This is a genomic window from Clostridium pasteurianum BC1 (assembly GCF_000389635.1).
Lineage (GTDB): Bacteria > Bacillota > Clostridia > Clostridiales > Clostridiaceae > Clostridium_I > Clostridium_I pasteurianum_A.
Window position 1 is genome coordinate 2,326,418 of sequence record NC_021182.1, and the last position, 22,187, is coordinate 2,348,604.

The window sequence follows — 22,187 nt, forward strand, 5'->3', positions numbered from 1 at the left end:
TTCTTAATCTATACAAAATATAAAAAATAAATAAGTCTATAACAGTTATTTAACTGACTATAAACTTATTATACGAGGAGAGATTGAAGTGGAAAATTTAATGTTTTGCTATCAGTGTGAACAAACATTTGGGGGAAAGGGCTGTACAAAGAGTGGAGTTTGTGGAAAAGTACCAGAAATTGCAAATCTGCAAGATTTGTTAATATATCAGCTGAAAGGAATTTCTTGTTATGCAAAGCCTCTAATTGAACAGGGAAAGATTATTGATAAAGAAATAGTAAAATTTGTAGAAAATAGCTTATTTACAACATTGACAAATGTAAATTTTGATGCTGAGGTTCATGTAAGACGATTAAAGGAATCACAAAAGATAAAGGAAGGCTTAAGGGATGAAGCGCCTGAAGGAAAATATCCAGATGCAGCTACATATAATCTAAGTGATACTAAAGAAGCTATGTTAAAGGATTCAGTAAAAGCAGGCATTATGTATGACCAAGATCTTGATGCTGATATTCGATCCTTAAGATCAACCATATTATATGGATTAAAAGGTATAAGTGCTTATGGACATCAGGCAAGGTTTATTGGTTATAATAGTGATCAAGTAGACCAATTTTACTTTTTAGGACTGGAAGCTACCACAAATGATAACTTAACCCTTGAAGATATGATACGTATGACTATGAGAACTGGAGATATGAGTGTAGAAGTAATGAGAACTCTGGATGAAGCAAATACTACTAGATACAAAAATCCTTCACCTCATAATGTTAATGTTAATATTAAAAAAGGTCCATTTATTATAGTATCCGGACATGATTTAAGAGATTTAGAAATGCTACTTGAGCAAACAGAAGGTAAGGGAATTAACATTTATACCCATGGAGAAATGCTGCCATCACATGGATATCCAGCACTAAAAAAATATAAACATTTAGTAGGTAATTTTGGTTCTGCCTGGCAGAATCAGCAGAAAGAATTTGATGGAATACCAGGATGTATTTTAATGACTACTAACTGCTTGATGAAGCCAAGAGAAACGTACAAGAATAGAATATTTTCTACTAGTGTTGTTGGCTGGGATGGAATAAAATATATTGGAGTTTCAGAAGATGGAACTAAAGATTTCACTGAAATAATTAATAAAGCATTAGAACTTGGCGGCTTTGAAGAAGATGAGGAAGAAAAAGAAATACTAGTAGGTTTTGGACATAATGCAACATTATCACATGCTGAAGCTATAGTTAATGCAGTAAAGGAGGGAAAGCTAAGACATTTCTTCTTGATAGGTGGTTGTGATGGTGCAAGACCAGGAAGAAATTATTATACTGATTTTGCAAAAATGGTTCCTGAAGATTGTGTAATTCTTACTTTAGCCTGTGGTAAATACAGATTTAATAAATTAGACTTTGGAACAGTAGCAGGACTACCAAGATTATTAGATGTAGGGCAATGTAATGATGCCTATTCAGCAGTTAGAATAGCTACGGCACTGGCAGATGCCTTTGAAACAGATGTAAATTCGCTGCCGCTGACCATTGTACTTTCTTGGTATGAACAAAAGGCTGTAGCTGATTTATTAGCACTGTTATCACTTGGTATAAAGGGGATGTTCTTAGGACCAAGTTTACCAGCTTTCATATCACCTAATGTATTACAATATCTAGTAGATACATTTAATATAAAACCAATAAGTACACCAGAGGATGATTTAAATACTGCACTATTGCAAGTAAAATGTTAGTTATGTAAAATAAGTAAGGTTAAAAAATTAAAAATGAGCTCTTAAAATAGAAAAATGATTAAAGTTTAATATTTATCCCACTGAAGTATCTCTATATGCTTTAGTGGGCTTTTTTGTTTTTAAGCCTATATTTTCAGAGATAAGATATAGTTAATACAAAGTTTTATGAAATATACAATCAACCTAAAATATGGTAATATATGTATATATAAAATCGAGATGCTCTTATGATTTTTATAAGTAGTTTTATAAAATAATTGAAAGTAATTTCATTAGAAAACATGTCTAAATAGAAAAATTAAAAATATATTTATTAATATAAAAATAGTATGATAAAGTCCTCATTTAAGGCATATGAAAACAAATAGTGAGTCAAAGATGCGACGTATATTTTGAATAATACAAGGAAACAGGTGACCAAGATAGTGAGCTATCTTAGGGTTCTGTTGACGCAGTAGGATTCAAAATAGACTAGTATACTGACTGGTTATTTATTTGAATGTGCCTAGATAAATAGATGGGGATTATTTGACACTTGATTACAAATAAATGTAATATAAAATTAATTGGATTTAATAAAAATAACTTAAGAAACATAGTAAATAAAGGGAGTGGGTACATTGAAGGCGAAGATAACTAAAATAAAAGGAATTTATCAAAAGGGAAAATTTTTTAATAATATAGGCACTTATTTTATGACATACAAGGGTAAGAAATATTATAGTGGAGATGTGATAACTATATATGATAAATATCAAATTCCTTATGACACTATAATTGTAGAAGAAAATAATAAATGCTACATATATGGATTTTTTTATGCTAGCATTGGTGGGCATATAGATAAAAATGAGATATCTGATTTAATTCTATATAGAAGTTACAAAGATTTAAAAGATGGTGAAATTATTTTTGATTTTAAAATAGAAATTAGAGATATAGATAATTTGGATGTACGTAATATAGATCAGAAAAAAATCAATGGAAGATTAAGTGCAGAAGTTAAATTAAGATTGATAGAAATGGATTTGTATCCTTTACTAGACAGAATACAAGATAAAAATTTAACAAAGGAACAAAGAGAAGCCATTGATAAAAAATTACATGAGTTAGGAAAAGAATTTATAATTCTATATGACATAGTAAAGGAACACAAATATATAGAGAAAAATGGTGTGAATTAACCCAACTTATAGAAGTTAGAGCTTCCTGCTTCCAAGAGTTGGCAATCTACACTCTCCACAGACTTGAAATTCCATTGAGTCAAAGGTACTGTACGATAATGCAACCTACATGAGCCTTGAATGTTTTACGTAAGATAGGATAATTCTGTACATTAGTTTAAAGAATTGAATGTTGGGCAGTTGGAAAGTAACCATAATAAGTAGTTAATGTGTAATAACAAAGAATAGGAACATTTATACAAATGTATATATGTTCCTATGAATAATTAATTTCTCCAAATATGCCACATTGCATTATTTGTGCCTCTTGCAAATACGTCAGTTCTGTTTGGTCCCCAGGATACTGCTGCAGGATCAGAGGTTATATTGCCGCCAAGACCTCTCCAGCTGCTCCAGCGAGAACCATCCCAAGACATGGTTATTAATTGATTATTTCTTCCTCTGGCAAATACTTCAAGCCTATTGGAGGCTCTAGAGGAAACGGCAGGAGCTGAGATTAACATTCCACCAAGATCTTGCCAGCTGCTCCAGCGAGAACCGTTCCACCATAAATGAAATAGACGGTTGTTTCGTCCCCTTGCAAATACATCAATTCTGTTATTACCCCAGGAAACAGCAGCAGGAGCTGAGGTTAATATTCCGCCAAGACTTTCCCAGTCACTCCATCTGGAGCCGTTCCACCATTTATGCCACATAGCATTATCTGTACCTCTTACAAATACATCAATTCTGTTATTTCCCCAGGAGACAGCCCCAGGAGCTGAGGTTAATATTCCACCGAGACTTTCCCAGTCACTCCACCTAGCGCCATTCCACCACTTATGCCAAAGAGCATTGTCGGTGCCACGTACAAAAGTATCCAGTCTATTAGGGGCCCAGGAAGAAGCAGCAGGCCCGGAAGATAATACTCCACCAAGATTTTCCCACTGGCTCCATCTGTCAAGGACAGAAGGAGGAACAAATCTGTTCCCAAGACAAGCTTTTATTACGCCTTCAAAAGTAGTATCTACTATATCTTCAGGTACACCTGCTGATAAAACTGAGAACATAATTGGATAGTTTTGTCTCTTGAAATCTGCATATAACATGTGACTTTTCTGTTCTATATCTCCTCTATATCTTGATGAATTATCTAAAGCATAGGGTATAACTTCTCTAAAAAAATTGTTCACCATTTCAGTACTTATTCTAAATCTTTTAAAGTTTGAAAACAGATTAGGTTCATTATCGTAAATTAATTCCAATATTATATTTGTCTCTGTGTCAGAAGATCTACTGTCCTTAGAAAAATCCTCTTCTTCAAATTCGTCAAAATCTTCAAATTCATCATAATGTTGAAATCTATTAAAGTTTTCTATTCTTTCATTTAAGAATGGGTAAGTATTCTGAGGCATGTAGTAGGGATGATAAAAAAATTCATTATTATACATTGGAAACCCCCTTGTATTTTTGTTACGGCTTCAAGAATATGATCAATTACATTCTATGATTAAATTTGAATTATGTTACAAAAATAAATGGAAATAAGCATGAAGATTAATCTAAGAAATACCTTACTCTAGTAGAAAAAAATTTGACATATTTTTCTAAAGGTTTTTATATTATTTTGTAGAATTATATTTTAGAAAGGTGGTGCATATTATGAAATTAAATAATGATTGTATAAGAGATATACTTTTATATGTTGAAAAAAATACAACTTATGAATATCCTTTTGCATCTGCTGAAGATTTGATATCACATTTAACGCAATATGATAAGGATACAATAAATTATCACATTAGAAAAGCTCATCAAGGTGGTTTGATCGATGCAATAAATTATAGAGATGGAGTACCTTTAGATATTTCTTTTTTGTCATGGAAAGGTCATGAATATATAGATACAATTCGTGATGATAAAGTATGGGGAAAGCTAAAGGATTTAACTAAAGATATAGCTTCTGTATCCTTACCACTGTTAGTTAAGCTGGCAGAAGATGTAATTAAATCTTTTTTAGCTGAGTAATGATAAATTTTAAAGCTTTTTAAATTTAGTGAAAATTTGTACTTCTACTAAGTTTATTATAGGAATTAAAACTTGTAGCATAATTTCTGGTTAGCTCATAAAATATATACAAAGCTTGTGATTTAAAGGAGCTGTTATGTATAATAATTACTATTACAGGGAGAGCATGCTACATCCCAAAATTATTGCCTATGTACGAGGGGATATAAATGGTGATAGAATACCAGATGGTGTGTATTTAACAGGTGTAAAGACCGCAGATAGTCCATTTATTCAAAATATTACTCTTGTAATACAGGATGGAAGAACAGGTAGATTTACTAATATACAACTTATACAAAATTCAGGATATAATCCTACCTTGTTTTTGGGAGATTTTACTGGGAATGCTGTAAATGATATCTTAATAGGTATTAATTCTGGTGGTAGTGGTGGAATAATGTATTACTACATTTATTCATTCATTAACAACATACCTAGATTATTATTTAACGTTGATGTATATAATGAAGAATACCAATACACCGTTACCTATAAAGATAATTATAAGGTGGAAGTTGTCAGCGAGAAAAATAATAAGAAATATATTATAGATATATCCAATAGGGGATCAGATTATTTAAATGAAATATATAACCAGGATGGCAAACTAAAAAGTCCTATTAGTGGATTTGTGAATCCACTGAGTGGTTTGTATCCTGTTGATTTTGACGCAAATGGAGTATATGAGTTGTTGGCTTATCAAAAAATAGCAGGAAGATATAATGCAGATTCTTTAGGGTATGTCTTAAATACTTTAAAATGGGAAAACAATATGTTTGTTTTAGATAATCAAAATGTAGCTATTTGGGGATCATCATATTTAAATAAAATCTAGATAGAAATGTATAAGTAAAATATTTGAACAGAAGGTAAAACTTAATTACCTTCTGTTCATTATTCCAGAAGCCGCCATCCGTGTTTCTTCCTGTTCAGTTAAATCGTCAAAAGTTCTGAATATAAAACCATTTTCTTTTAAATAACTTATTATTTTGGGAAGAGATTCTACTGTGGAGTGTTTATAGTAGGTATCGTGCATTAATATTACAGCCGTTTTTTTATTTTTGCATTGATATTCAATAGTGTTTTCAATTTTTATTGTAGGAACTTCTTTGCTATCGGCATCATTGGAGCATACATTCCAATCTACATAGTTTATATTTTTATTATTTAAGGTAGTTTTTATAGAATCTAAAACAGATTTTTCTGATGTGATATTATCAGAACCTCCAGGCATTCTTACATAAGAAATAGGAGTTTTATGGATTAATTTTTCAATAGAGTTTTTACATCTCTCATAATCATCTAAATAAGATTCTAAATTATTATATATTTTTTTATAATTATGTGAATATGTATGGATTCCAATAGCCATACCCTGATTGTCTAATTCCTTCAATAAGGAAGGATTTTCGTCAACTTTGCTGCCAACTACAAAAAATGTAGCTCTTACATTGTTGTCATCTAGTATTTTCAGGATCTTTCTTGTGTTATTAGGAGAAGGGCCATCGTCAAAAGTTAGAAAGACTTCTCTGTTGTATAGCATATTCCTATGACCTTTAATGGCTGTATTATTTAATAAATTTAATTCACTGCTGTATGCATTAGTTCTATTAATTGTACATAGGAATAATAAAATTAATAATGTAATTTTCAGGATATTATGTAGTCGTTTCATGGTTTAGCACCTTCTTTAAAAGATATTTCCTTAGTCTTTAAATATAGGGTAACCGTAATTGAGGAAAGTATTATGGTAATTTATTGGAGTATATGTAATATATAATCTATTTTAGTATATAAATTAATTATTTTGATATGCTCATTGGTACTGTAAATTATTGTGATGCCGTTAGGAGAAAATATTTATTAATTTTATTGCTTAATTTTATGGTTTGAAATAAAAAAATGATTAAGTTAGTTTAGCTTAATCATTTTCTTGATTTTTTCTTTCTAAAATTTCTATAAGTTACCATCTGCATTGATTCTATTAGGGACAAATCTATTTTGAATAAATTTCATTAAAATATCCATAATTAGTCCGAGAAAAGCTATGACAACAGCTGTTGCAAATATTCTCTTTATATCATAAGTTTGTTGATAACTTAATAGTAACCAACCTAATCCTGAGCTGGCTCCCATCATTTCTGCTGCAATAAGCATATAAAATGAGTATCCTGCACTAATTCTGAGACCTACAAAAATTGATGGTAAAATTGATGGCAGTACTACTTTATGGAATAGCTTCCACCTTCCAAGGCCAAAGGATCTAGCTTCCTTTAATATTAGAGAATCCATATTTCTAATTCCGTAAACTGTATTGAACATTATAGGCCATATACATGTCCAGGCAATTATTACTACTTTAGTGCTTTCTCCAATACCTAAAATTAAAAGAAAGATGTGGAACAATAGAAAAGGGTTAAATTGAGAAAAAATTTCTATCACAGGTTCTGCTACTAAATCTATTTTAGAAAACCATCCTCCAAGTAAAAAACCTAAGGGTATACCAATTACAATGGAAACAACGAATCCAAGTAAAGCCCTTTGTACGCTTATACCTGTATTTAATATTAAATTTTGTGAGTGAAGCATATCCCATAATGTTGTCATAATACTAGAAAAGGAAGGAATAAATTGATTATCAAATATTCCTAAGCTGCTGCAAATTTGCCATATTGAAATAAATATAAATATAATTAAAAATTTATAAATGGTGTCACCTTTTTTACTTGACATAAAGCTTGCCTCCTTAAAGAATACTATTTTGACATATTCATATCCATATGATCAGAACTGTTTTGTGTACTGTTTCCCATATTCATATGATCGGAATTGTTTCCGGCAGAATTATCCATATTCATACCTTTCATATCCATATGTCCTTCTGCATTACTGTTGCTGTATCTATTACTGAATTCTGTGGTATTTGAATAATTAACCTGATAAGCTCCTACAGTTATTAGTAGAATTATAAATGCGGTTAATATTGTAAGTTGCATTTTACTAAACTTTTTATTTTCTTTTTTCCACTTAATAAAGCTAAAACCATGTTCTCTTTCTTTCCAGAAGAATAGTTTATTTTGTAAATATATTAAAAATCTATTTAGAGCCACTCCGAGGGCTACAATAAACATTCCGGCTAAATACATTCTTGGAATTTGATTATTCATTGAAGAATTATGGAAAAGCCATCCTAAACCTGCATTGGAGCTTATCATCTCTGCGGCAATAAGCATAAAAAATGACATTTCTGCACCAACTCTAAGTCCGGCAAAAATTGAAGGCTCTGCTGAAGGTAATAATACTTTTTTGAACAACTGCCAGTTAGATACATTCATGGAACGAGCAGCTTTTATTAAAAGCTTGTCAGCACTTTTGGCTCCTAATATAGTATTATATAAAAGAGGCCATATACATACCCAGGCAACTACAGCTAGCTTTGTGGCTTCACCCATTCCAAAAAATAATATAAATACTGGCAGTAATGAAAAGGGATTTACTTGACCAAGTATTCTGAAAAGTGGATCAAAAAGGTCAGCAGTATCACTAAACCAACCTCCAAGTAAAAGTCCTATAGGTATGGAGATAACAGATGCTATTAGAAGACCCAATATGACTCTCCATAAACTTACCATAATATTAGTAAACAAAGCATTATTGAACCATAATATATATGTTTGTCCTAAAACTGTTGAAAAAGATGGAATAAATTGCGGATTGAATACTCCAATTCTAGGCAGAATTTCCCAAAGAACTAAAAGTAATAACACTCCACTATATCTCCAAATATAATAACTATAATTTCTTTTTGATTTGCTCATAATAATCACCCTATTTCTTTACAATTTTGTTTACAAATTATATTTGGCTGAAATTTACTTTTCTCTATTATGGTGAAGGAGCTGCCATATTCTATTTTGTTTTTCATTAAATTCTTTAGAAGCTCTTATATCTACAGTATTTCTAGGCCTTTTTAAATTTATTTCAATAATTTCTTCAATTCTACCTGGGTTTGAAGACATTACTACTACTCTGTCTGCTAGAAATATTGCTTCGTCTATACTATGAGTTATAAATACAATAGTTTTATTGGTTTTTTCCCATATATCAAGCAGCTCTTCCTGGAGTAATTCTCTGGTTTGGGCATCTACGGCTGCAAAAGGCTCATCCATAAGTAATACTTCTGGGTCATAGGCAAGAGCTCTGGCAATAGCTACTCTTTGTTTCATACCGCCTGATAATTCATGAGGATATCTATTTTCAAATTTATCTAGGCCCACAAGCTTAATGAATTTATTACTTATTTCTCTCCTTTCAGCTTTAGAAATACCTTTTATATCTAACCCAAATTCAATATTTTGTCGTACATTTAGCCATGGAAATAATGCATATCCCTGCAAAATGATTCCTCTGTCAAGATCCGGTCCGGTAATTAATTTTCCATCAATATGTATTTCACCAGAAGTGGGCTTAGAAAGTCCAGCTAAAATATCCAAAAAGGTAGATTTACCGCAGCCGCTGGGACCTACTATAGTTATAAATTCACCTTTTTTTATCTGTAAATTAAAATCTTCTAATGCTAAAAATTCTTCTGCGGCTCCACCTTCTTCAGGAATTACAGTATAAGATTTTCTTATATTTTCAATTGTAACTTTATAGTCATTAACAGAGATTTTATCTAAAATTTCAACTGCTTCACTCATTTAATTTTCCTCCTGATATAATATTATTTGATATTGAACTATTTTAACTGATAATCTAATAATTTTATGGATAGCTGGTTAATCTTTTACAATACTTCATTTTTAATATTTTCATACGTATATTCTCCCTTCTATGAAATAACACTGTAGATAGCCTTATTAATATTCAGCATACAAAAATTATTGATTTCAATTATGGAGTTAAAACTTTTAAATACGACGAAAAGACTAGATATCTAAAAATAATAGATACCTAGTCTCCAGTTTTCTGGTCAACTATAGTAATTTATAATTTCAAATTTAAAAGTAATCCAATATAATTAGTATGTTAATATATTGTAGTATGATTGTCAATATAATTTATAATTTATTAATATTTTCTACATACTTTCTCCATATCTTCTAAAATTGAGTTGTAAAGATTTATTTATGCAGAATTTATAATTTCTTAAAATAAAAAACTAGAGACAATATTCTTTAAGATTTAAGAACACAGTCTCTAGTTTATCTAGTGAACTTTGTGTTTATATTGAGATAAAATTTTTGAAAAGTTTGTTCAATTATTGTGCCTATTATATCAAACAAAATATAGGTTAGCAACATAAAGATAGGAGAATTCTGCACATTAGGATAATTTCAAACTCAATAAAAGATAAAATAAATGGAACGGTGTAACTTTATGATACTTTTAAATTTAATGTTTATATAAAAATTCATGGGATTTATTATATGAAATTTATATCATAAATTTTAATTACGGTATGGATTTTATTGACAATATGCTAGTGTGGTATTATAATAATTTCAAAATACTACTAAACATATTTGAAATATGGAATTTGCGTAAAAATATTATGAGGAAGTGTGCATGCCTTGGAAAATAATATGCAGTTATCAAGTGAATTAGGAAAAAATAAAAAGCATCGCAAGCCATGGATAAAATCCCAACAGAGATGGACCTGGATTATCACAATACTATGGATGTTAATAGCCAATTTGTGGCCGCCCTTTGGACTTTATGGTTTTGTATGTATGTTCACTCCGATTATCATTGCTCTATCTGGAAGAGGAAAAATGAGTTGTGCCCGTATATGTCCTAGAGGTTCCTTTATTGGTAAATTCACAGGACATATTTCTAGAAAGTGCAGTATGCCTGCATGGATGCATAAAAAATCATTTCGTTTTGCTTTGTGGGGACTTATGATGGGAAGCTTTATACTGCTTATGATTTGGGCTGTACCTAAGGGAATTCATACTCTTGGAAAAACTGTTCTTTACTTTATGGAAGCAGCTACTTTTATAGCATTTTTAACTGGAATAGTATTCAAGCCACGCAGTTGGTGTACAATATGTCCAATGGGTTTTACTTCAGGTAATATACGTGAGTTATTAAATAAAAATTATAAAAACCGTTAAAACATTTCAATATAATATAGTAATTATAATTTATTATTAGGAGGGATAAACATGAGTGCAAAAGATATTGTTATTAAAACTTTAAGTGAAGCTGAAAATCCATTAAAAACTGGTGATATCGTTGGTTTAGTTAATGTTGATAAAAAGGAGGTTGAGAAGGCAATTAAAGAGTTAAAGGCTGAGGGGAAGATAGTGTCACCTAAAAGATGCTATTACTCAGTAAATAGATAGAAAATTTATGGTATGATATAAAAATTCATTAATTTATTTAAAAATGTTTATACAAAACAAGAAGTTCTAAAATTTAGTGGGGCTTCTTATTTTTATATATTTACTATATAAGTTTTATATTAAATTATATATAAAATTAATGTATCAATGTAATTTCACAAAAATATATTTAAGTTCTCAGATAAAAATATGTAAATGTCTTATGTAAGGAGTCAAAAAAATTTTTATGATATAATTAATATATTATAAAATTTAACTTTGTGTATAAATAAGAGGAGTGGGAATTTTATGAATTCAATTTTTAAAAGAAGAAGTATAAGAAAGTATACATCGGAAAAAGTATCAGAGGATACAGTAAAGGAGTTATTAAAAGCAGGAATGTCAGCACCTTCTGCTGCTAATGAACAGCCCTGGGAATTTATTATCATAAGAGATAGAGAGGTATTGCAGCAAATAATTGATGTACATGGATATGCAGCAATGCTTAAAGAAGCAGATGTGGCAATTGCAGTTTGTGGAAATATCAATAGAGATAAAGTTGGTGGATTTTGGGTACAGGATTGTTCTGCTGCTACGGAAAATATTCTAATTGAGGCTCAGGAATTGGGACTTGGAGCGGTTTGGCTTGGTGTTTATCCTTTAGAAGAGAGAACAAATCCGATAAAGAAAATTTTAAAGCTTCCTGAATCAATTATACCATTATCAATAATATCTATAGGTCATCCTGCAGAGCATAAGGCCGAATCCAATTATTATGATGAATCAAGAATTCACTATAATGAATGGTAGAGAAAAATATGGGACGTAGTTTTTATGTAACCTATATATTAAACATGTCATAATAATATATTAAAGAAATATTAAGAGTAGCTGGAAAATATTAAGTTACAGCATACTTTTAAATATGGGGGAAGAAGTGAAGCAGTATGGTTATTACATATGAAGTAAATGATAATCTGTATGTGAATGTGACAAATAAATGCTCAAATGCCTGTGATTTTTGTGTAAGAAATCTTAAAAATGCCTTTCAAAATGATTTATGGCTTGAAAGGGAGCCAACCTCAGAAGAAATATTAAAGGATATATTTTCGAGAGATTTGAGTAAATATAAACAATTAGTATTTTGTGGATTTGGAGAACCCCTTGAGAAAATTGATACAGTAATTGAGGTATGCAGAAGAGTTAAAGAAAAAAGCAGCATAGGCATAAGAATAAATACTAATGGACAGGCAAACAAAATTCACAACTATGATGTTACATCAAAATTTAAAGACCTTGTAGATAGTGTGTCTATAAGTTTAAATGCCAGAAATGCTAAAGAGTATGATGAGATATGTCATAGTATATTTGGTGAAGATGCCTTTGATGCTATTTTAGACTTTACAAAGAAATGTAAAAAAGTTGTGAAAAGCGTACAGCTTTCTATAGTGGACTGCATAGCAATAGAACATATAGAAGAATGCAAAAAAATTGCAGATGATTTAGGTGTAAAACTAAAAATAAGAAGAGAAGTTAAATAGAATATAATAAATGTACTAAGTATTTTTTAGCAGTATAATATATAGTGAACGGTTTGTAAATTTTAAAATATGTAGATAAGCACATGTTATATATTACAAATAATGAAATTTAATGTATAAAATATAGGTAAAAGTTAATTATAGTAATAGAGCTACTTGATAAATTATGTTGTACTTAGCCTGTTATTCAATTATTATATAAGTATTAATTAAAAATACTTAGGCATCGTAAAGAAATAAGTAATCAGTATGTTAGTCTATTTTGTATCCTACTGCGTCAACAGAACCTTCAGATAGCTTCACTATCATCAGAACCTGTTTCCTTGTATGATTCAAAATATACGTCACATCTTTGACTTGCTATTTATTTTCAGATGCCTTATGTTGAAATTTTTGATAATGGAGGTATAAAAATATGGCTTTTAAAAGAGTAAAAGTTAAATTAAAAGAAGACGTAACTAGAAAAGATTTTTGGAGAGCCACTTATAATACTGACTCAAACTTAGGTATAAGACTGGTTCAGAATTTTGATAACATGAAAAAAAATTATCTAGAGGGTAAATTATCGCAAAGAGGATCTTTAGAAGTGGCGATACCAGTATCTTATTATAATAGAGAACGGGAAACCATCGATGATGATATTATTGAATATGGTTATATTAAAGAAATGAAAAATATTTGGGAAATTGTAGAATAAGTGTATTTAGACATTATTAATTTAGCATTCTATAATTCTATAAAAAACCTATTTGATTGAATAGTATACAATCGAATAGGTTTTTTGAGTTTATCATTTGTTCATGAAATTTTTACCAAACAAGGTGAGTATAATTGACCTTAGCTGCAAAATGAAGTATTATTTAATTGTATATGATAATCATTATTATGTAATACTATATTATCAGGAGGGAGCAATATATGAGTGAAATTGCAAAAAAATTAAATCAATGCAGAAAGCCTACAGGTGAAATTGGAAAATTTGTAGTAGAAGGTATGAATGAAAGTCATTTTGAATTAACAAGTTGGGGACTTGATAAAATAAATATAAAAGAAAATAGTACTATATTAGATATAGGTTGTGGTGGAGGAAGAACTGTAAACAGGTTAATTTCCTTGGCACCTAAAGGAAAAGTTTTTGGAATTGACTACTCAACAGATTGTGTAAAATGGGCCAGTGAATACAATAAAGATTTTATAGATAAGGGAAAAGTGGAAATTTTCCATGGGTCTGTAGATAAACTTCCCTTTGAAAATGAAAAATTTGATATAGTATCTGCAGTAGAAACTATCTATTTTTGGCCAGATGTGGTGAATAATCTTATTGAAATAAAGAGGGTTTTAAAGCCATCAGGGAAAATTCTTGTAATAAATGAAATATATAATGATGAAAAATTTAAAGAACGAAATGAGGAATATGTTAAAACAGGTGGTCTTAAAATATATACTCCTGAAGAATTTGAAGAATTGTTTAAAGAAGCAGGTTACAGCAATATAAAAGTAACAGTAAAAGAAGAAAGAAACTGGATATACGGGGTAGCAGAAAAATAATTATTTTAAAATATATAGCAATGTAGGTTTAAAAATAAAATTATTTGTCAATAATTCCTCTATAGGAGGGATTAATATGAACAGAAATAGAAAAATTGTTATAGGAACTTTAGTATTATTACTTACTTTTACGGTCTCATTTTGTTTCGGATATAGAAGTGTTTTAAAGGGTAATATAGCTTATTTATATAAAAAATATTTAAAAATAGGAAAAGCTGATAATAATTCTAATGTGCAGACTGTAAATGTACAAAATAGTATTAAAAAAGATCCTGCTTCAGATAATACAATAATAAAAAAGGACTTGCCAGTTATATATGTGGACAGAAAGCATAATGACTTAAATGGAAAGGACAAAGTAAGTGAAGATACTTTAAAAACTTCAAATACTACCAGTGAAGATATGGCTGGTAAAGCAGTTAAAGATGTTTATAGTAGTTTTCAAGCAAAAGGTTTTAAAATTGAAACTAAAGATAATGAGATAGTATGTGTAAAACTTCATTCACCAGGTAAATTTGTACCAAAGCTTAATGGAAATTCTTTTGAAATCTATATAGTTAGTGATCAAGGTGAATTACAGCTTCAGGAAACAGGCGGAAACATCAATCATAAAGGTGAAGATGAAATAATATTTAATAAAGATTCACAAGAATATAATACTATAGAAGAAGCTAGAGATAGCCTTTCAGACTTTACATCTTAAGTCTGGAGGCTTTTTTTAAGTGAAAATATTTTAATTGGTAATTTTAGAAGATTGCAAACTAGAATTGGTAAAATTTATACCTCTGGGGTGTGAATCTTACAAGAAGATTGCGAACTTAAATTGGAAAAAACTGCACCTTTGAATGTAAAAATTACCATTTATTACTTTTCCCTATCTCACATTTATGAATTAAAAGGTTTTTCACATGAACTTGAATTAACATAATTAAAATGGTAAAGTATAAAGTAGATTTTAAAGATAATGAGGGATTAATTTTGTATACGTACATAAAGGGTATTTTTATTGGTATAGATAAAGATTTTGTTATTGTAGAAAATAATGGCATTGGATATAAGATATATGTTTCTGGAAGTACTATGGCCGCTATGCCTAAAACGGGAGAAGAAGTGCTGCTGTATTTAGAGCAAATAGTAAGGGAAGATTTTTTAGGACTCTATGGATTCCTTACTGAGGAAGAGAGAGGTATGTTTAACAGACTGCTTACTATAAATGGAGTAGGAGCCAAAGCATGCCTGTCTCTTTTATCTATATCTACAGTTAATAATTTAAAATATGCCATATTGACTGCAGATGAAAAGGTAATAACAAAGGCACCTGGGATAGGTAAAAAAATAGCTCAGAGAATAATTCTTGAATTAAAGGATAAAATTGAAGCAGATCAATTTGTAACAAAGATTACTGGAGAAGATATTTCGGAAGATATTTTTAAACAGGATAAGAAGATGGCTGAGGTAATGGGTGCATTAATATCTCTAGGATACTCAGAAAAAGAAGCAGAGAAGGCAATTGAAGCTTCAGATAAAGATGAAAGTTTAGAGATAATAATAAAGAAATGTTTAAAATTTTTAATGAATTAGGGGGTAAATATGGAGGAAAGGATAGTAACTTCTGTAAATTTAGGTGAAGATGATGATATAGAGTATAGTTTAAGACCTCAGAGACTAAAAGAATACATAGGGCAGAATAAAGTTAAGGAAAAACTCAATATATTTGTGAAAGCAGCTAAAAATAGAAAAGAAGCTTTAGATCATGTTTTATTTTATGGTCCTCCTGGACTTGGGAAAACTACTCTTGCAAATATCATCGCAAGAGAGATGGGTGGAAATCTAAAGATAACCTCAGGACCAGCCATAGAAAGAGCTGGAGATTTAGCGGCTATACTTACCAGTTTGTCTGAATTTGATGTACTATTTATTGACGAAATTCACAGGCTAAATAGAAGTGTAGAGGAAATATTGTACCCTGCTATGGAGGATTATGCTTTAGACATAATTATAGGGAAGGGAGCAGCAGCAAAGTCTATAAGATTAGATCTTCCCAAATTCACTTTAATTGGAGCTACTACTAGAGTAGGCCTTTTGACTTCACCCCTTAGAGATAGATTTGGAGTAATGTGCCCCATGGAATTTTACGAAGATGAAGAACTTAAAGAGATAATTATAAGATCTTCATCTATACTGAAAATAGACATAGAAGAGGCAGCGGCCCTTGAGGTAGCAAGACGTTCTAGAGGTACTCCAAGAATTGCCAATAGGCTTTTAAAGAGAGTTAGAGATTATTCAGAGGTTATGGGCAATGGAACTATTGATATGCAGTCGTCGGAAAAAGCTTTAGAACTTCTGGAAGTAGATAAAGAGGGCTTTGATAGAATAGATAATAAAATTCTAGAAGCTATAGTGGATAATTTTAACGGTGGTCCAGTGGGACTTGAAACTTTAGCTTATTTCATAGGGGAAGAACTGGATACCTTAGATGATGTATATGAACCATATTTACTCCAAAAGGGATTTATTATAAGAACTCCAAGAGGAAGAGTTGCTACGGATAGAACCTATAAACATTTAAATAGAAGTAGAAATTTACGTAATAAAGATTATAAGCAGTGTTCTGTATTTAAAGAAGCTGAAAATAAATAGTAATATTAATTAATATTACTTAGTAAGAGTTTAGAATTACACTAAGTTTAGGAATTATCAAGGGATATTTTACTGTTCTATACATCTTTATAAGAGTATGCATACAGCAATCAGTTATGGGATAAAGATAAATTTTAATATATACAGTTAAATTTTTGAAGAGGGTGGAGTTTTTGCAGCTTAAGGATTTTGATTTTTATTTACCAGAGGAACTAATAGCACAACATCCAGCAGAAAAAAGAGATGAGTGCAGATTGATGGTTTTAAGTAAGGATAAAGGTCATATTGAAAATAAGGTTTTTAAAGATATAATTGACTATTTAAATCCTGGGGATTGTTTAGTATTAAATGATACCAGAGTTATTCCGGCTAGACTTATAGGAAATAAAGAAAGCAGTGGTGGGAAAATAGAATTATTGCTTTTAAAGAGAGTAAATAAGGATAGCTGGGAAACTCTTGTAAAGCCCGGGAAAAAAGCCAAGGTAGGAGCTAAATTTGAATTTGGAGATGGTCTTCTTACAGCAGAAGTAAAATCAATAGCTGAAGAGGGCAATAGAATAATAGAATTTCAGTATGACGGTATATTTGAAGAAATACTGGATAAATTAGGGCAAATGCCTCTGCCTCCTTATATAACGGAAAAATTAGAGGATAAAGAACAGTATCAAACTGTATATTCAAAGAATGAAGGTTCTGCTGCAGCACCTACTGCTGGATTGCATTTTACCGAAGAACTTTTGGATAAGATAAGGGAAAAAGGAATAAAAACAGTATTTTTAACATTACATGTAGGACTTGGAACCTTTAGGCCGGTAAAGGTTGAAAATATAGAACAGCATCATATGCATTCAGAATTTTATATTCTCTCAAAGGAAAGTGCAGATATAATAAATGATGTAAAAGATAAGGGTGGTAGAGTTATCTCTGTAGGTACTACTTCTACAAGAACTCTTGAAACCATTGGAGATGAAAATGGAAGAGTAAAGGAATCAACAGGATGGACAGATATATTTATATATCCTGGATATAAATATAAAGTAGTTGATGGACTTATAACAAATTTTCATCTTCCTGAATCCACTCTTATAATGCTGGTTAGTGCTCTATCTAATAGGGAAATAATAATGAATGCCTATGAAACAGCAGTGAAGGAAAGATATAGATTTTTCAGCTTTGGAGATGCTATGTTTATACGATAACTATGCTTAATCAATGAATCTGATATTGATTAAGTTGAGTTGAGATAGATTTAAGGCATATGAAAATAAATAGTGAGTCAAAGATGTGACGTATATTTTGAATCATACAAAGAAACAGGTTCAGAAGATAGTGAGCTATCTGAGGGTTCTGTTGAGGTAGTAGGATTTAAAATAGACTAGCATACTGACTAGTTATTTATCTGAATGTGCCTAAATATAGGTTGTGTAAGGAGAATAACATAATGTACAAATTGCTAAAAAGTATTGGTAAAGTCAGAAGAGGAGAATTTACAACTCCTCATGGAGTTATACAAACACCTGTATTTATGAATGTTGGTACACTAGCTGCCATTAAAGGTGCAGTATCCACTATGGACTTAAAGGAAATAAAATGTCAGGTAGAGCTTTCTAATACATATCATTTAAGTTTAAGACCGGGAGATAAGGTAATTGAGCAGTTAGGTGGATTGCATAAATTTATGAATTGGGATAGACCTATATTAACGGATTCAGGTGGATTTCAGGTTTTCTCTTTGTCAAATATAAGAAAAATAAAGGAAGAGGGAGTATATTTTAATTCTCATATAGATGGCAGAAAGATTTTTATGGGACCTGAGGAAAGTATGCAAATTCAAAGTAATTTAGCTTCCACTATAGCCATGGCTTTTGATGAGTGTATTCCAAATCCTTCACCAAGAAGTTATGTAGAAGCTTCCGTAGAGAGGACTACAAGGTGGCTTGAGAGATGTAAAGATGAAATGAATAGACTTAATTCTCTTGAGAATACTATAAATAAAAAGCAAATGCTTTTTGGAATAAACCAGGGTGGAATTTATGAGGATATAAGAATAGAACATGCAAAAACTATTTCAAAATTTGATTTAGACGGGTATGCTATTGGTGGTCTTGCGGTAGGCGAAACTCATGAGGAAATGTATAGAATTATTGATGCTGTAGTTCCACATTTACCACAGCATAAGCCTATTTATTTAATGGGAGTAGGTCTGCCGAGCAATATTTTAGAAGCTGTATCAAGAGGGGTAGATTTTTTTGATTGTGTTCTTCCTGCTAGAAATGGAAGGCATGGACATGTATTCACTAAACATGGTAAAATAAATTTGTTTAATGCAAAATATGAATTGGATGAGTCACCAATAGATGAAAGATGTCAATGCCCTACTTGTAGGAACTATTCACGAGCATATATAAGGCATTTATTTAAGGCTAAAGAAATGCTGGCATTAAGGCTTTGTGTTCTTCACAATCTTTATTTCTATAATAGTCTTATGGAGGAAATAAGGGATTCTATTGATGGAGATTATTTTGAGGAATTAAAAAAAGAAAAATTAGGTATGTGGGACGGAAGAGCCTAGAAAGGAGGATTTATTAATGAGTCAAAATTATGTTATTATAATCTACATGGCGATAGTGCTTGGATTGTTTTATATGATGATATTCTTGCCTGAAAGGAAAAGAAAGAAAAAATTCAGTGATCTTATGAGTAACATAAAGGTCAATGATGAAGTAGTAACAACTGGTGGAATTGTGGGTAAAATTGTTAATATGCAAGATAACTATGTTATTATCCAGTCTGGTCCTGATAAAGCGAGAATAAAAGTATTAAAGAGTGCTGTAAATGGTGTTGTTAATAAGCAATTAAAAGAAACAGAAACAAATAAATAGTAATAAAACACCTCTTGTCTACATAAATAGTATTAGATAGGAGGTGTTTTTATGGAGAAGAGAAGAAAAGGGCTATATGTTAATGTTATAGAAGGAGTACTTATGGGTTTTTTTATGACTCTTGCTATATTACTTATATATGCAGTAGTAGTCCATTTTGTGCAGATTAATGAAAATATTACTTCTTTACTTATTATTGTTGCAACTCTTTTAAGTGTAGTATATGGATCTGTTTATGCTTCTAGAAAAACAGGTAAAAAAGGCTGGCTAAATGGACTTATGGTAGCATTAATTTATTTTTTAATATTTTATTTAGTGGCCATTGTTGCCCAGAGCAGAGATGCAATGTTAACTGTAAAAGATTTATCTAGATTAGGATTATGTATATTTGTTGGTATATTAGCAGGAATGCTGGGAATTAACATAGATTGACTTTATTTAAAATACTTATTGTGTTATAATTGATCAAGTAATTTATTGAATGGAGGAATTTTCATGAAACACATAAAAAGTATAAACAAATCAAATATAAAAGAAAGCTTAAAGAAGCCTGGCTGTAAAGAGTGTGCAAATTCATGCCAATCAGCATGTAAAACTTCATGCACTGTGGCAAATTTAGCTTGTGAAAAATAATTAATTAAGGCATCTGATTTCAGATGCCTTAATTACTGCTTCAAATTTATCTTTAGGGAGGAAAATATTTTGTCATTAATTCATAAATTTGTTCAAGGTAATGACTATTATGTTATAGATATAAATACGGGAAGTGTACATGAAATAGATAAATTGGTTTATGATTTATTAGATGAGAAGGGTTTAAAACCAAAAGGGGAGCTTATAGATAAGTTTTCAGATATTTATTCTATAGAAGAAATATCTGAGGCTTATGGTGAAATAGAAGAACTTGTTAATGAAGAGGTGCTGTATTCAAAGGATTTATATGAAGATATTGCAAGGAACTCAACAAAGGGAAAGTCCTACATTAAGGCTCTTTGCTTAAATATAGCCCATGATTGCAATTTGAAATGTAAATACTGTTTTGCAGAAGAAGGAGAATATAAGGGCTGCAGAATGTTAATGTCATCTGAAGTTGGGAAAAAAGCTATAGACTTTGTCATAGAAAATTCAGGACCAAGAAATAATATTGAAGTTGATTTATTTGGAGGAGAACCACTTTTAGCCTTTGATACAGTTAAGGAAATAGTAGAGTATGCAAAGCAGCAGGAAAAAGTACATAATAAAAATATAAGATTTACAATGACTACTAATGCAACTTTACTAAATGATGAAATAATGAAATATGCCGATGAAAATATGGGAAATATAGTTTTAAGTATAGATGGAAGAAAAGAAGTAAATGATAGTGTTAGGGTAAGAGCAGATGGCAGCGGATGTTATGATGTGATTTTGCCTAAGATTAAAAAGATGGTAGCTATGAGAGATAAAACTAAGCAGTACTATGCAAGAGGTACATTTACAAGAAACAACATAGATTTTTTTGAAGATGTAAAGCATATGGCGGACTTAGGCTTTAAAGAAATTTCCATTGAACCTGTGGTGCTTCCAGAGGACAATCCTCTTTCCATAAGAGAAGAAGATTTAGAAACTATATTTAAGGAATATGATAAATTATATGAAGAAATGCTTAAAAGACATAGAGAGGGAAATGAGTTTAAGTTTTATCATTTTAATATAAATTTACAGGGAGGGCCTTGTGTATACAAGAGAATATCAGGATGTGGAGCGGGACATGAATACGTGGCAATAACTCCAGAGGGGGACGTATATCCCTGTCATCAGTTTGTAGGCAATAAGGATTTTAAATTAGGTACTATATTTGATAAGGATTTAAATGAAGAAATTCCTCAGGAGTTTAAAGAGGCTCACATATACAATAAACCTAAGTGTATAGATTGCTGGGCTAGATTTTATTGCAGCGGCGGGTGTCAGGCAAATAATTATAACTTTAATAAAGATATCCATATACCTTACGAAGTAGGCTGTAAAATGCAGAAAAAGAGAATAGAATGTTCCATAGCATTAAAGGCAAAAACTATGGAATAATCAATATAAAATAAATAACATGATAAAAATGCCATCAATGTTTTACATTGTATAAGAAACAACCTCAGTTAAAGTAGTATGATGTTAGAATAGTATGATATTGGAGCAGTATACTGATTCTATATTCATTTAATATAGAACTTAGCATAGTGAATTGCCTATTATTGACTAATTATATATACACAACTATAATTAAATGGGTAGCTAAA

24 protein-coding genes are annotated in these 22,187 nt (G+C 30.5%); 19 read left to right on the top strand and 5 right to left on the bottom strand.

Annotated elements, in window-relative coordinates:
* Window positions 1–88 precede the first annotated feature (88 nt).
* Together hcp and CLOPA_RS10870 are read left to right on the top strand one after the other, a co-directional pair.
* Window positions 89–1,744, top strand: a complete 1,656-nt coding sequence (gene hcp, locus CLOPA_RS10865; RefSeq protein WP_015615473.1) for a hydroxylamine reductase — start codon at window positions 89–91, stop codon at window positions 1,742–1,744.
* Window positions 1,745–2,355: 611 nt separating this feature from the next.
* Complete coding sequence (locus CLOPA_RS10870; RefSeq protein ID WP_242834296.1) at window positions 2,356–2,928, top strand: hypothetical protein; 573 nt, start codon at window positions 2,356–2,358, stop codon at window positions 2,926–2,928.
* A gap of 266 nt (window positions 2,929–3,194) precedes the next feature.
* Here the strand turns inward: CLOPA_RS10870 and CLOPA_RS10875 are convergent, their stop codons facing one another.
* Entirely contained in the window at window positions 3,195–4,358 is a 1,164-nt protein-coding gene (locus CLOPA_RS10875) for a DUF346 domain-containing protein (protein WP_015615475.1), read from the bottom strand.
* Window positions 4,359–4,569: 211 nt separating this feature from the next.
* On the opposite strand from CLOPA_RS10875, the gene CLOPA_RS10880 reads away from it, so the two are divergent.
* Together CLOPA_RS10880 and CLOPA_RS10885 are read left to right on the top strand one after the other, a co-directional pair.
* Window positions 4,570–4,935 (top strand): DUF2513 domain-containing protein, encoded by a 366-nt coding sequence (locus CLOPA_RS10880; protein ID WP_015615476.1) that lies wholly within the window; start codon window positions 4,570–4,572, stop codon window positions 4,933–4,935.
* A gap of 136 nt (window positions 4,936–5,071) precedes the next feature.
* Window positions 5,072–5,812, top strand: coding sequence for a hypothetical protein (locus CLOPA_RS10885; RefSeq protein ID WP_015615477.1), 741 nt, complete (start codon window positions 5,072–5,074; stop codon window positions 5,810–5,812).
* Window positions 5,813–5,857: 45 nt separating this feature from the next.
* Here CLOPA_RS10885 and CLOPA_RS10890 read toward each other — a convergent pair whose 3' ends face one another.
* The 4 genes from CLOPA_RS10890 to CLOPA_RS10905 form a co-directional block, all read right to left on the bottom strand.
* Entirely contained in the window at window positions 5,858–6,652 is a 795-nt protein-coding gene (locus tag CLOPA_RS10890; protein ID WP_015615478.1) for a polysaccharide deacetylase family protein, read from the bottom strand.
* Between the two features lie 281 nt (window positions 6,653–6,933).
* Entirely contained in the window at window positions 6,934–7,710 is a 777-nt protein-coding gene (locus CLOPA_RS10895) for an ABC transporter permease (protein WP_015615479.1), read from the bottom strand.
* Window positions 7,711–7,733: 23 nt separating this feature from the next.
* Complete coding sequence (locus tag CLOPA_RS10900) at window positions 7,734–8,795, bottom strand: ABC transporter permease (RefSeq protein WP_015615480.1); 1,062 nt, start codon at window positions 8,793–8,795, stop codon at window positions 7,734–7,736.
* Between the two features lie 54 nt (window positions 8,796–8,849).
* Window positions 8,850–9,677, bottom strand: a complete 828-nt coding sequence (locus tag CLOPA_RS10905; RefSeq protein WP_015615481.1) for an ABC transporter ATP-binding protein — start codon at window positions 9,675–9,677, stop codon at window positions 8,850–8,852.
* An 873-nt stretch (window positions 9,678–10,550) separates the two neighbouring features.
* Here CLOPA_RS10905 and CLOPA_RS10910 point away from each other — a divergent pair.
* The 15 genes from CLOPA_RS10910 to scfB all read left to right on the top strand — a co-directional run bounded on the left by CLOPA_RS10910 (window position 10,551) and on the right by scfB (window position 21,978).
* On the top strand, window positions 10,551–11,093 hold the full coding sequence (locus CLOPA_RS10910) for a 4Fe-4S binding protein (RefSeq protein WP_155241902.1): 543 nt from the start codon (window positions 10,551–10,553) through the stop codon (window positions 11,091–11,093).
* A gap of 51 nt (window positions 11,094–11,144) precedes the next feature.
* Window positions 11,145–11,324 (top strand): hypothetical protein, encoded by a 180-nt coding sequence (locus CLOPA_RS10915; protein ID WP_015615483.1) that lies wholly within the window; start codon window positions 11,145–11,147, stop codon window positions 11,322–11,324.
* Between the two features lie 288 nt (window positions 11,325–11,612).
* Window positions 11,613–12,113, top strand: a complete 501-nt coding sequence (locus CLOPA_RS10920) for a nitroreductase family protein (RefSeq protein WP_015615484.1) — start codon at window positions 11,613–11,615, stop codon at window positions 12,111–12,113.
* 137 nt (window positions 12,114–12,250) lie between these two features.
* Window positions 12,251–12,844, top strand: coding sequence for a TatD family nuclease-associated radical SAM protein (locus CLOPA_RS10925; protein WP_015615485.1), 594 nt, complete (start codon window positions 12,251–12,253; stop codon window positions 12,842–12,844).
* Window positions 12,845–13,259: 415 nt separating this feature from the next.
* Complete coding sequence (locus CLOPA_RS10930) at window positions 13,260–13,541, top strand: hypothetical protein (RefSeq protein ID WP_015615486.1); 282 nt, start codon at window positions 13,260–13,262, stop codon at window positions 13,539–13,541.
* Between the two features lie 221 nt (window positions 13,542–13,762).
* Window positions 13,763–14,392: a class I SAM-dependent methyltransferase gene (locus tag CLOPA_RS10935; RefSeq protein WP_015615487.1), complete on the top strand. Its 630-nt coding sequence runs from the start codon at window positions 13,763–13,765 to the stop codon at window positions 14,390–14,392.
* A gap of 76 nt (window positions 14,393–14,468) precedes the next feature.
* On the top strand, window positions 14,469–15,095 hold the full coding sequence (locus CLOPA_RS10940) for a hypothetical protein (RefSeq protein ID WP_015615488.1): 627 nt from the start codon (window positions 14,469–14,471) through the stop codon (window positions 15,093–15,095).
* A 275-nt stretch (window positions 15,096–15,370) separates the two neighbouring features.
* Entirely contained in the window at window positions 15,371–15,973 is a 603-nt protein-coding gene (gene ruvA, locus CLOPA_RS10945; RefSeq protein ID WP_041711427.1) for a Holliday junction branch migration protein RuvA, read from the top strand.
* A 9-nt stretch (window positions 15,974–15,982) separates the two neighbouring features.
* Window positions 15,983–17,032, top strand: a complete 1,050-nt coding sequence (ruvB, locus tag CLOPA_RS10950) for a Holliday junction branch migration DNA helicase RuvB (protein WP_015615490.1) — start codon at window positions 15,983–15,985, stop codon at window positions 17,030–17,032.
* A gap of 173 nt (window positions 17,033–17,205) precedes the next feature.
* Window positions 17,206–18,231, top strand: a complete 1,026-nt coding sequence (queA, locus tag CLOPA_RS10955; RefSeq protein WP_015615491.1) for a tRNA preQ1(34) S-adenosylmethionine ribosyltransferase-isomerase QueA — start codon at window positions 17,206–17,208, stop codon at window positions 18,229–18,231.
* Between the two features lie 242 nt (window positions 18,232–18,473).
* Window positions 18,474–19,604, top strand: a complete 1,131-nt coding sequence (gene tgt / locus CLOPA_RS10960) for a tRNA guanosine(34) transglycosylase Tgt (RefSeq protein WP_015615492.1) — start codon at window positions 18,474–18,476, stop codon at window positions 19,602–19,604.
* A gap of 16 nt (window positions 19,605–19,620) precedes the next feature.
* Window positions 19,621–19,914 (top strand): preprotein translocase subunit YajC, encoded by a 294-nt coding sequence (yajC, locus tag CLOPA_RS10965; protein WP_015615493.1) that lies wholly within the window; start codon window positions 19,621–19,623, stop codon window positions 19,912–19,914.
* A 51-nt stretch (window positions 19,915–19,965) separates the two neighbouring features.
* Window positions 19,966–20,346 carry a TIGR04086 family membrane protein gene (locus tag CLOPA_RS10970; RefSeq protein ID WP_015615494.1) on the top strand — a complete coding sequence of 127 codons (381 nt, stop codon included), beginning with the start codon at window positions 19,966–19,968 and terminating at the stop codon, window positions 20,344–20,346.
* 63 nt (window positions 20,347–20,409) lie between these two features.
* Entirely contained in the window at window positions 20,410–20,547 is a 138-nt protein-coding gene (scfA, locus tag CLOPA_RS10975; RefSeq protein WP_010233516.1) for a six-cysteine ranthipeptide SCIFF, read from the top strand.
* A 69-nt stretch (window positions 20,548–20,616) separates the two neighbouring features.
* Entirely contained in the window at window positions 20,617–21,978 is a 1,362-nt protein-coding gene (gene scfB / locus CLOPA_RS10980) for a thioether cross-link-forming SCIFF peptide maturase (RefSeq protein WP_015615495.1), read from the top strand.
* The last annotated feature ends 209 nt before the right edge of the window (window positions 21,979–22,187 follow it).

Bases quoted from the DNA above. Each gene is read 5' to 3' on its own strand.
- CLOPA_RS10875 (WP_015615475.1), bottom strand. From the start codon at position 4,358: ATGTATAATAATGAATTTTTTTATCATCCCTACTACATGCCTCAGAAT.
- CLOPA_RS10880 (WP_015615476.1), top strand. From the start codon at position 4,570: ATGAAATTAAATAATGATTGTATAAGAGATATACTTTTATATGTTGAA.
- CLOPA_RS10885 (WP_015615477.1), top strand. From the start codon at position 5,072: ATGTATAATAATTACTATTACAGGGAGAGCATGCTACATCCCAAAATT.
- CLOPA_RS10890 (WP_015615478.1), bottom strand. From the start codon at position 6,652: ATGAAACGACTACATAATATCCTGAAAATTACATTATTAATTTTATTA.
- CLOPA_RS10895 (WP_015615479.1), bottom strand. From the start codon at position 7,710: ATGTCAAGTAAAAAAGGTGACACCATTTATAAATTTTTAATTATATTT.
- CLOPA_RS10900 (WP_015615480.1), bottom strand. From the start codon at position 8,795: ATGAGCAAATCAAAAAGAAATTATAGTTATTATATTTGGAGATATAGT.
- CLOPA_RS10905 (WP_015615481.1), bottom strand. From the start codon at position 9,677: ATGAGTGAAGCAGTTGAAATTTTAGATAAAATCTCTGTTAATGACTAT.
- CLOPA_RS10915 (WP_015615483.1), top strand. From the start codon at position 11,145: ATGAGTGCAAAAGATATTGTTATTAAAACTTTAAGTGAAGCTGAAAAT.
- CLOPA_RS10920 (WP_015615484.1), top strand. From the start codon at position 11,613: ATGAATTCAATTTTTAAAAGAAGAAGTATAAGAAAGTATACATCGGAA.
- CLOPA_RS10925 (WP_015615485.1), top strand. From the start codon at position 12,251: ATGGTTATTACATATGAAGTAAATGATAATCTGTATGTGAATGTGACA.
- CLOPA_RS10930 (WP_015615486.1), top strand. From the start codon at position 13,260: ATGGCTTTTAAAAGAGTAAAAGTTAAATTAAAAGAAGACGTAACTAGA.
- CLOPA_RS10935 (WP_015615487.1), top strand. From the start codon at position 13,763: ATGAGTGAAATTGCAAAAAAATTAAATCAATGCAGAAAGCCTACAGGT.
- CLOPA_RS10940 (WP_015615488.1), top strand. From the start codon at position 14,469: ATGAACAGAAATAGAAAAATTGTTATAGGAACTTTAGTATTATTACTT.
- ruvB (WP_015615490.1), top strand. From the start codon at position 15,983: ATGGAGGAAAGGATAGTAACTTCTGTAAATTTAGGTGAAGATGATGAT.
- tgt (WP_015615492.1), top strand. From the start codon at position 18,474: ATGTACAAATTGCTAAAAAGTATTGGTAAAGTCAGAAGAGGAGAATTT.
- yajC (WP_015615493.1), top strand. From the start codon at position 19,621: ATGAGTCAAAATTATGTTATTATAATCTACATGGCGATAGTGCTTGGA.
- CLOPA_RS10970 (WP_015615494.1), top strand. From the start codon at position 19,966: ATGGAGAAGAGAAGAAAAGGGCTATATGTTAATGTTATAGAAGGAGTA.
- scfA (WP_010233516.1), top strand. From the start codon at position 20,410: ATGAAACACATAAAAAGTATAAACAAATCAAATATAAAAGAAAGCTTA.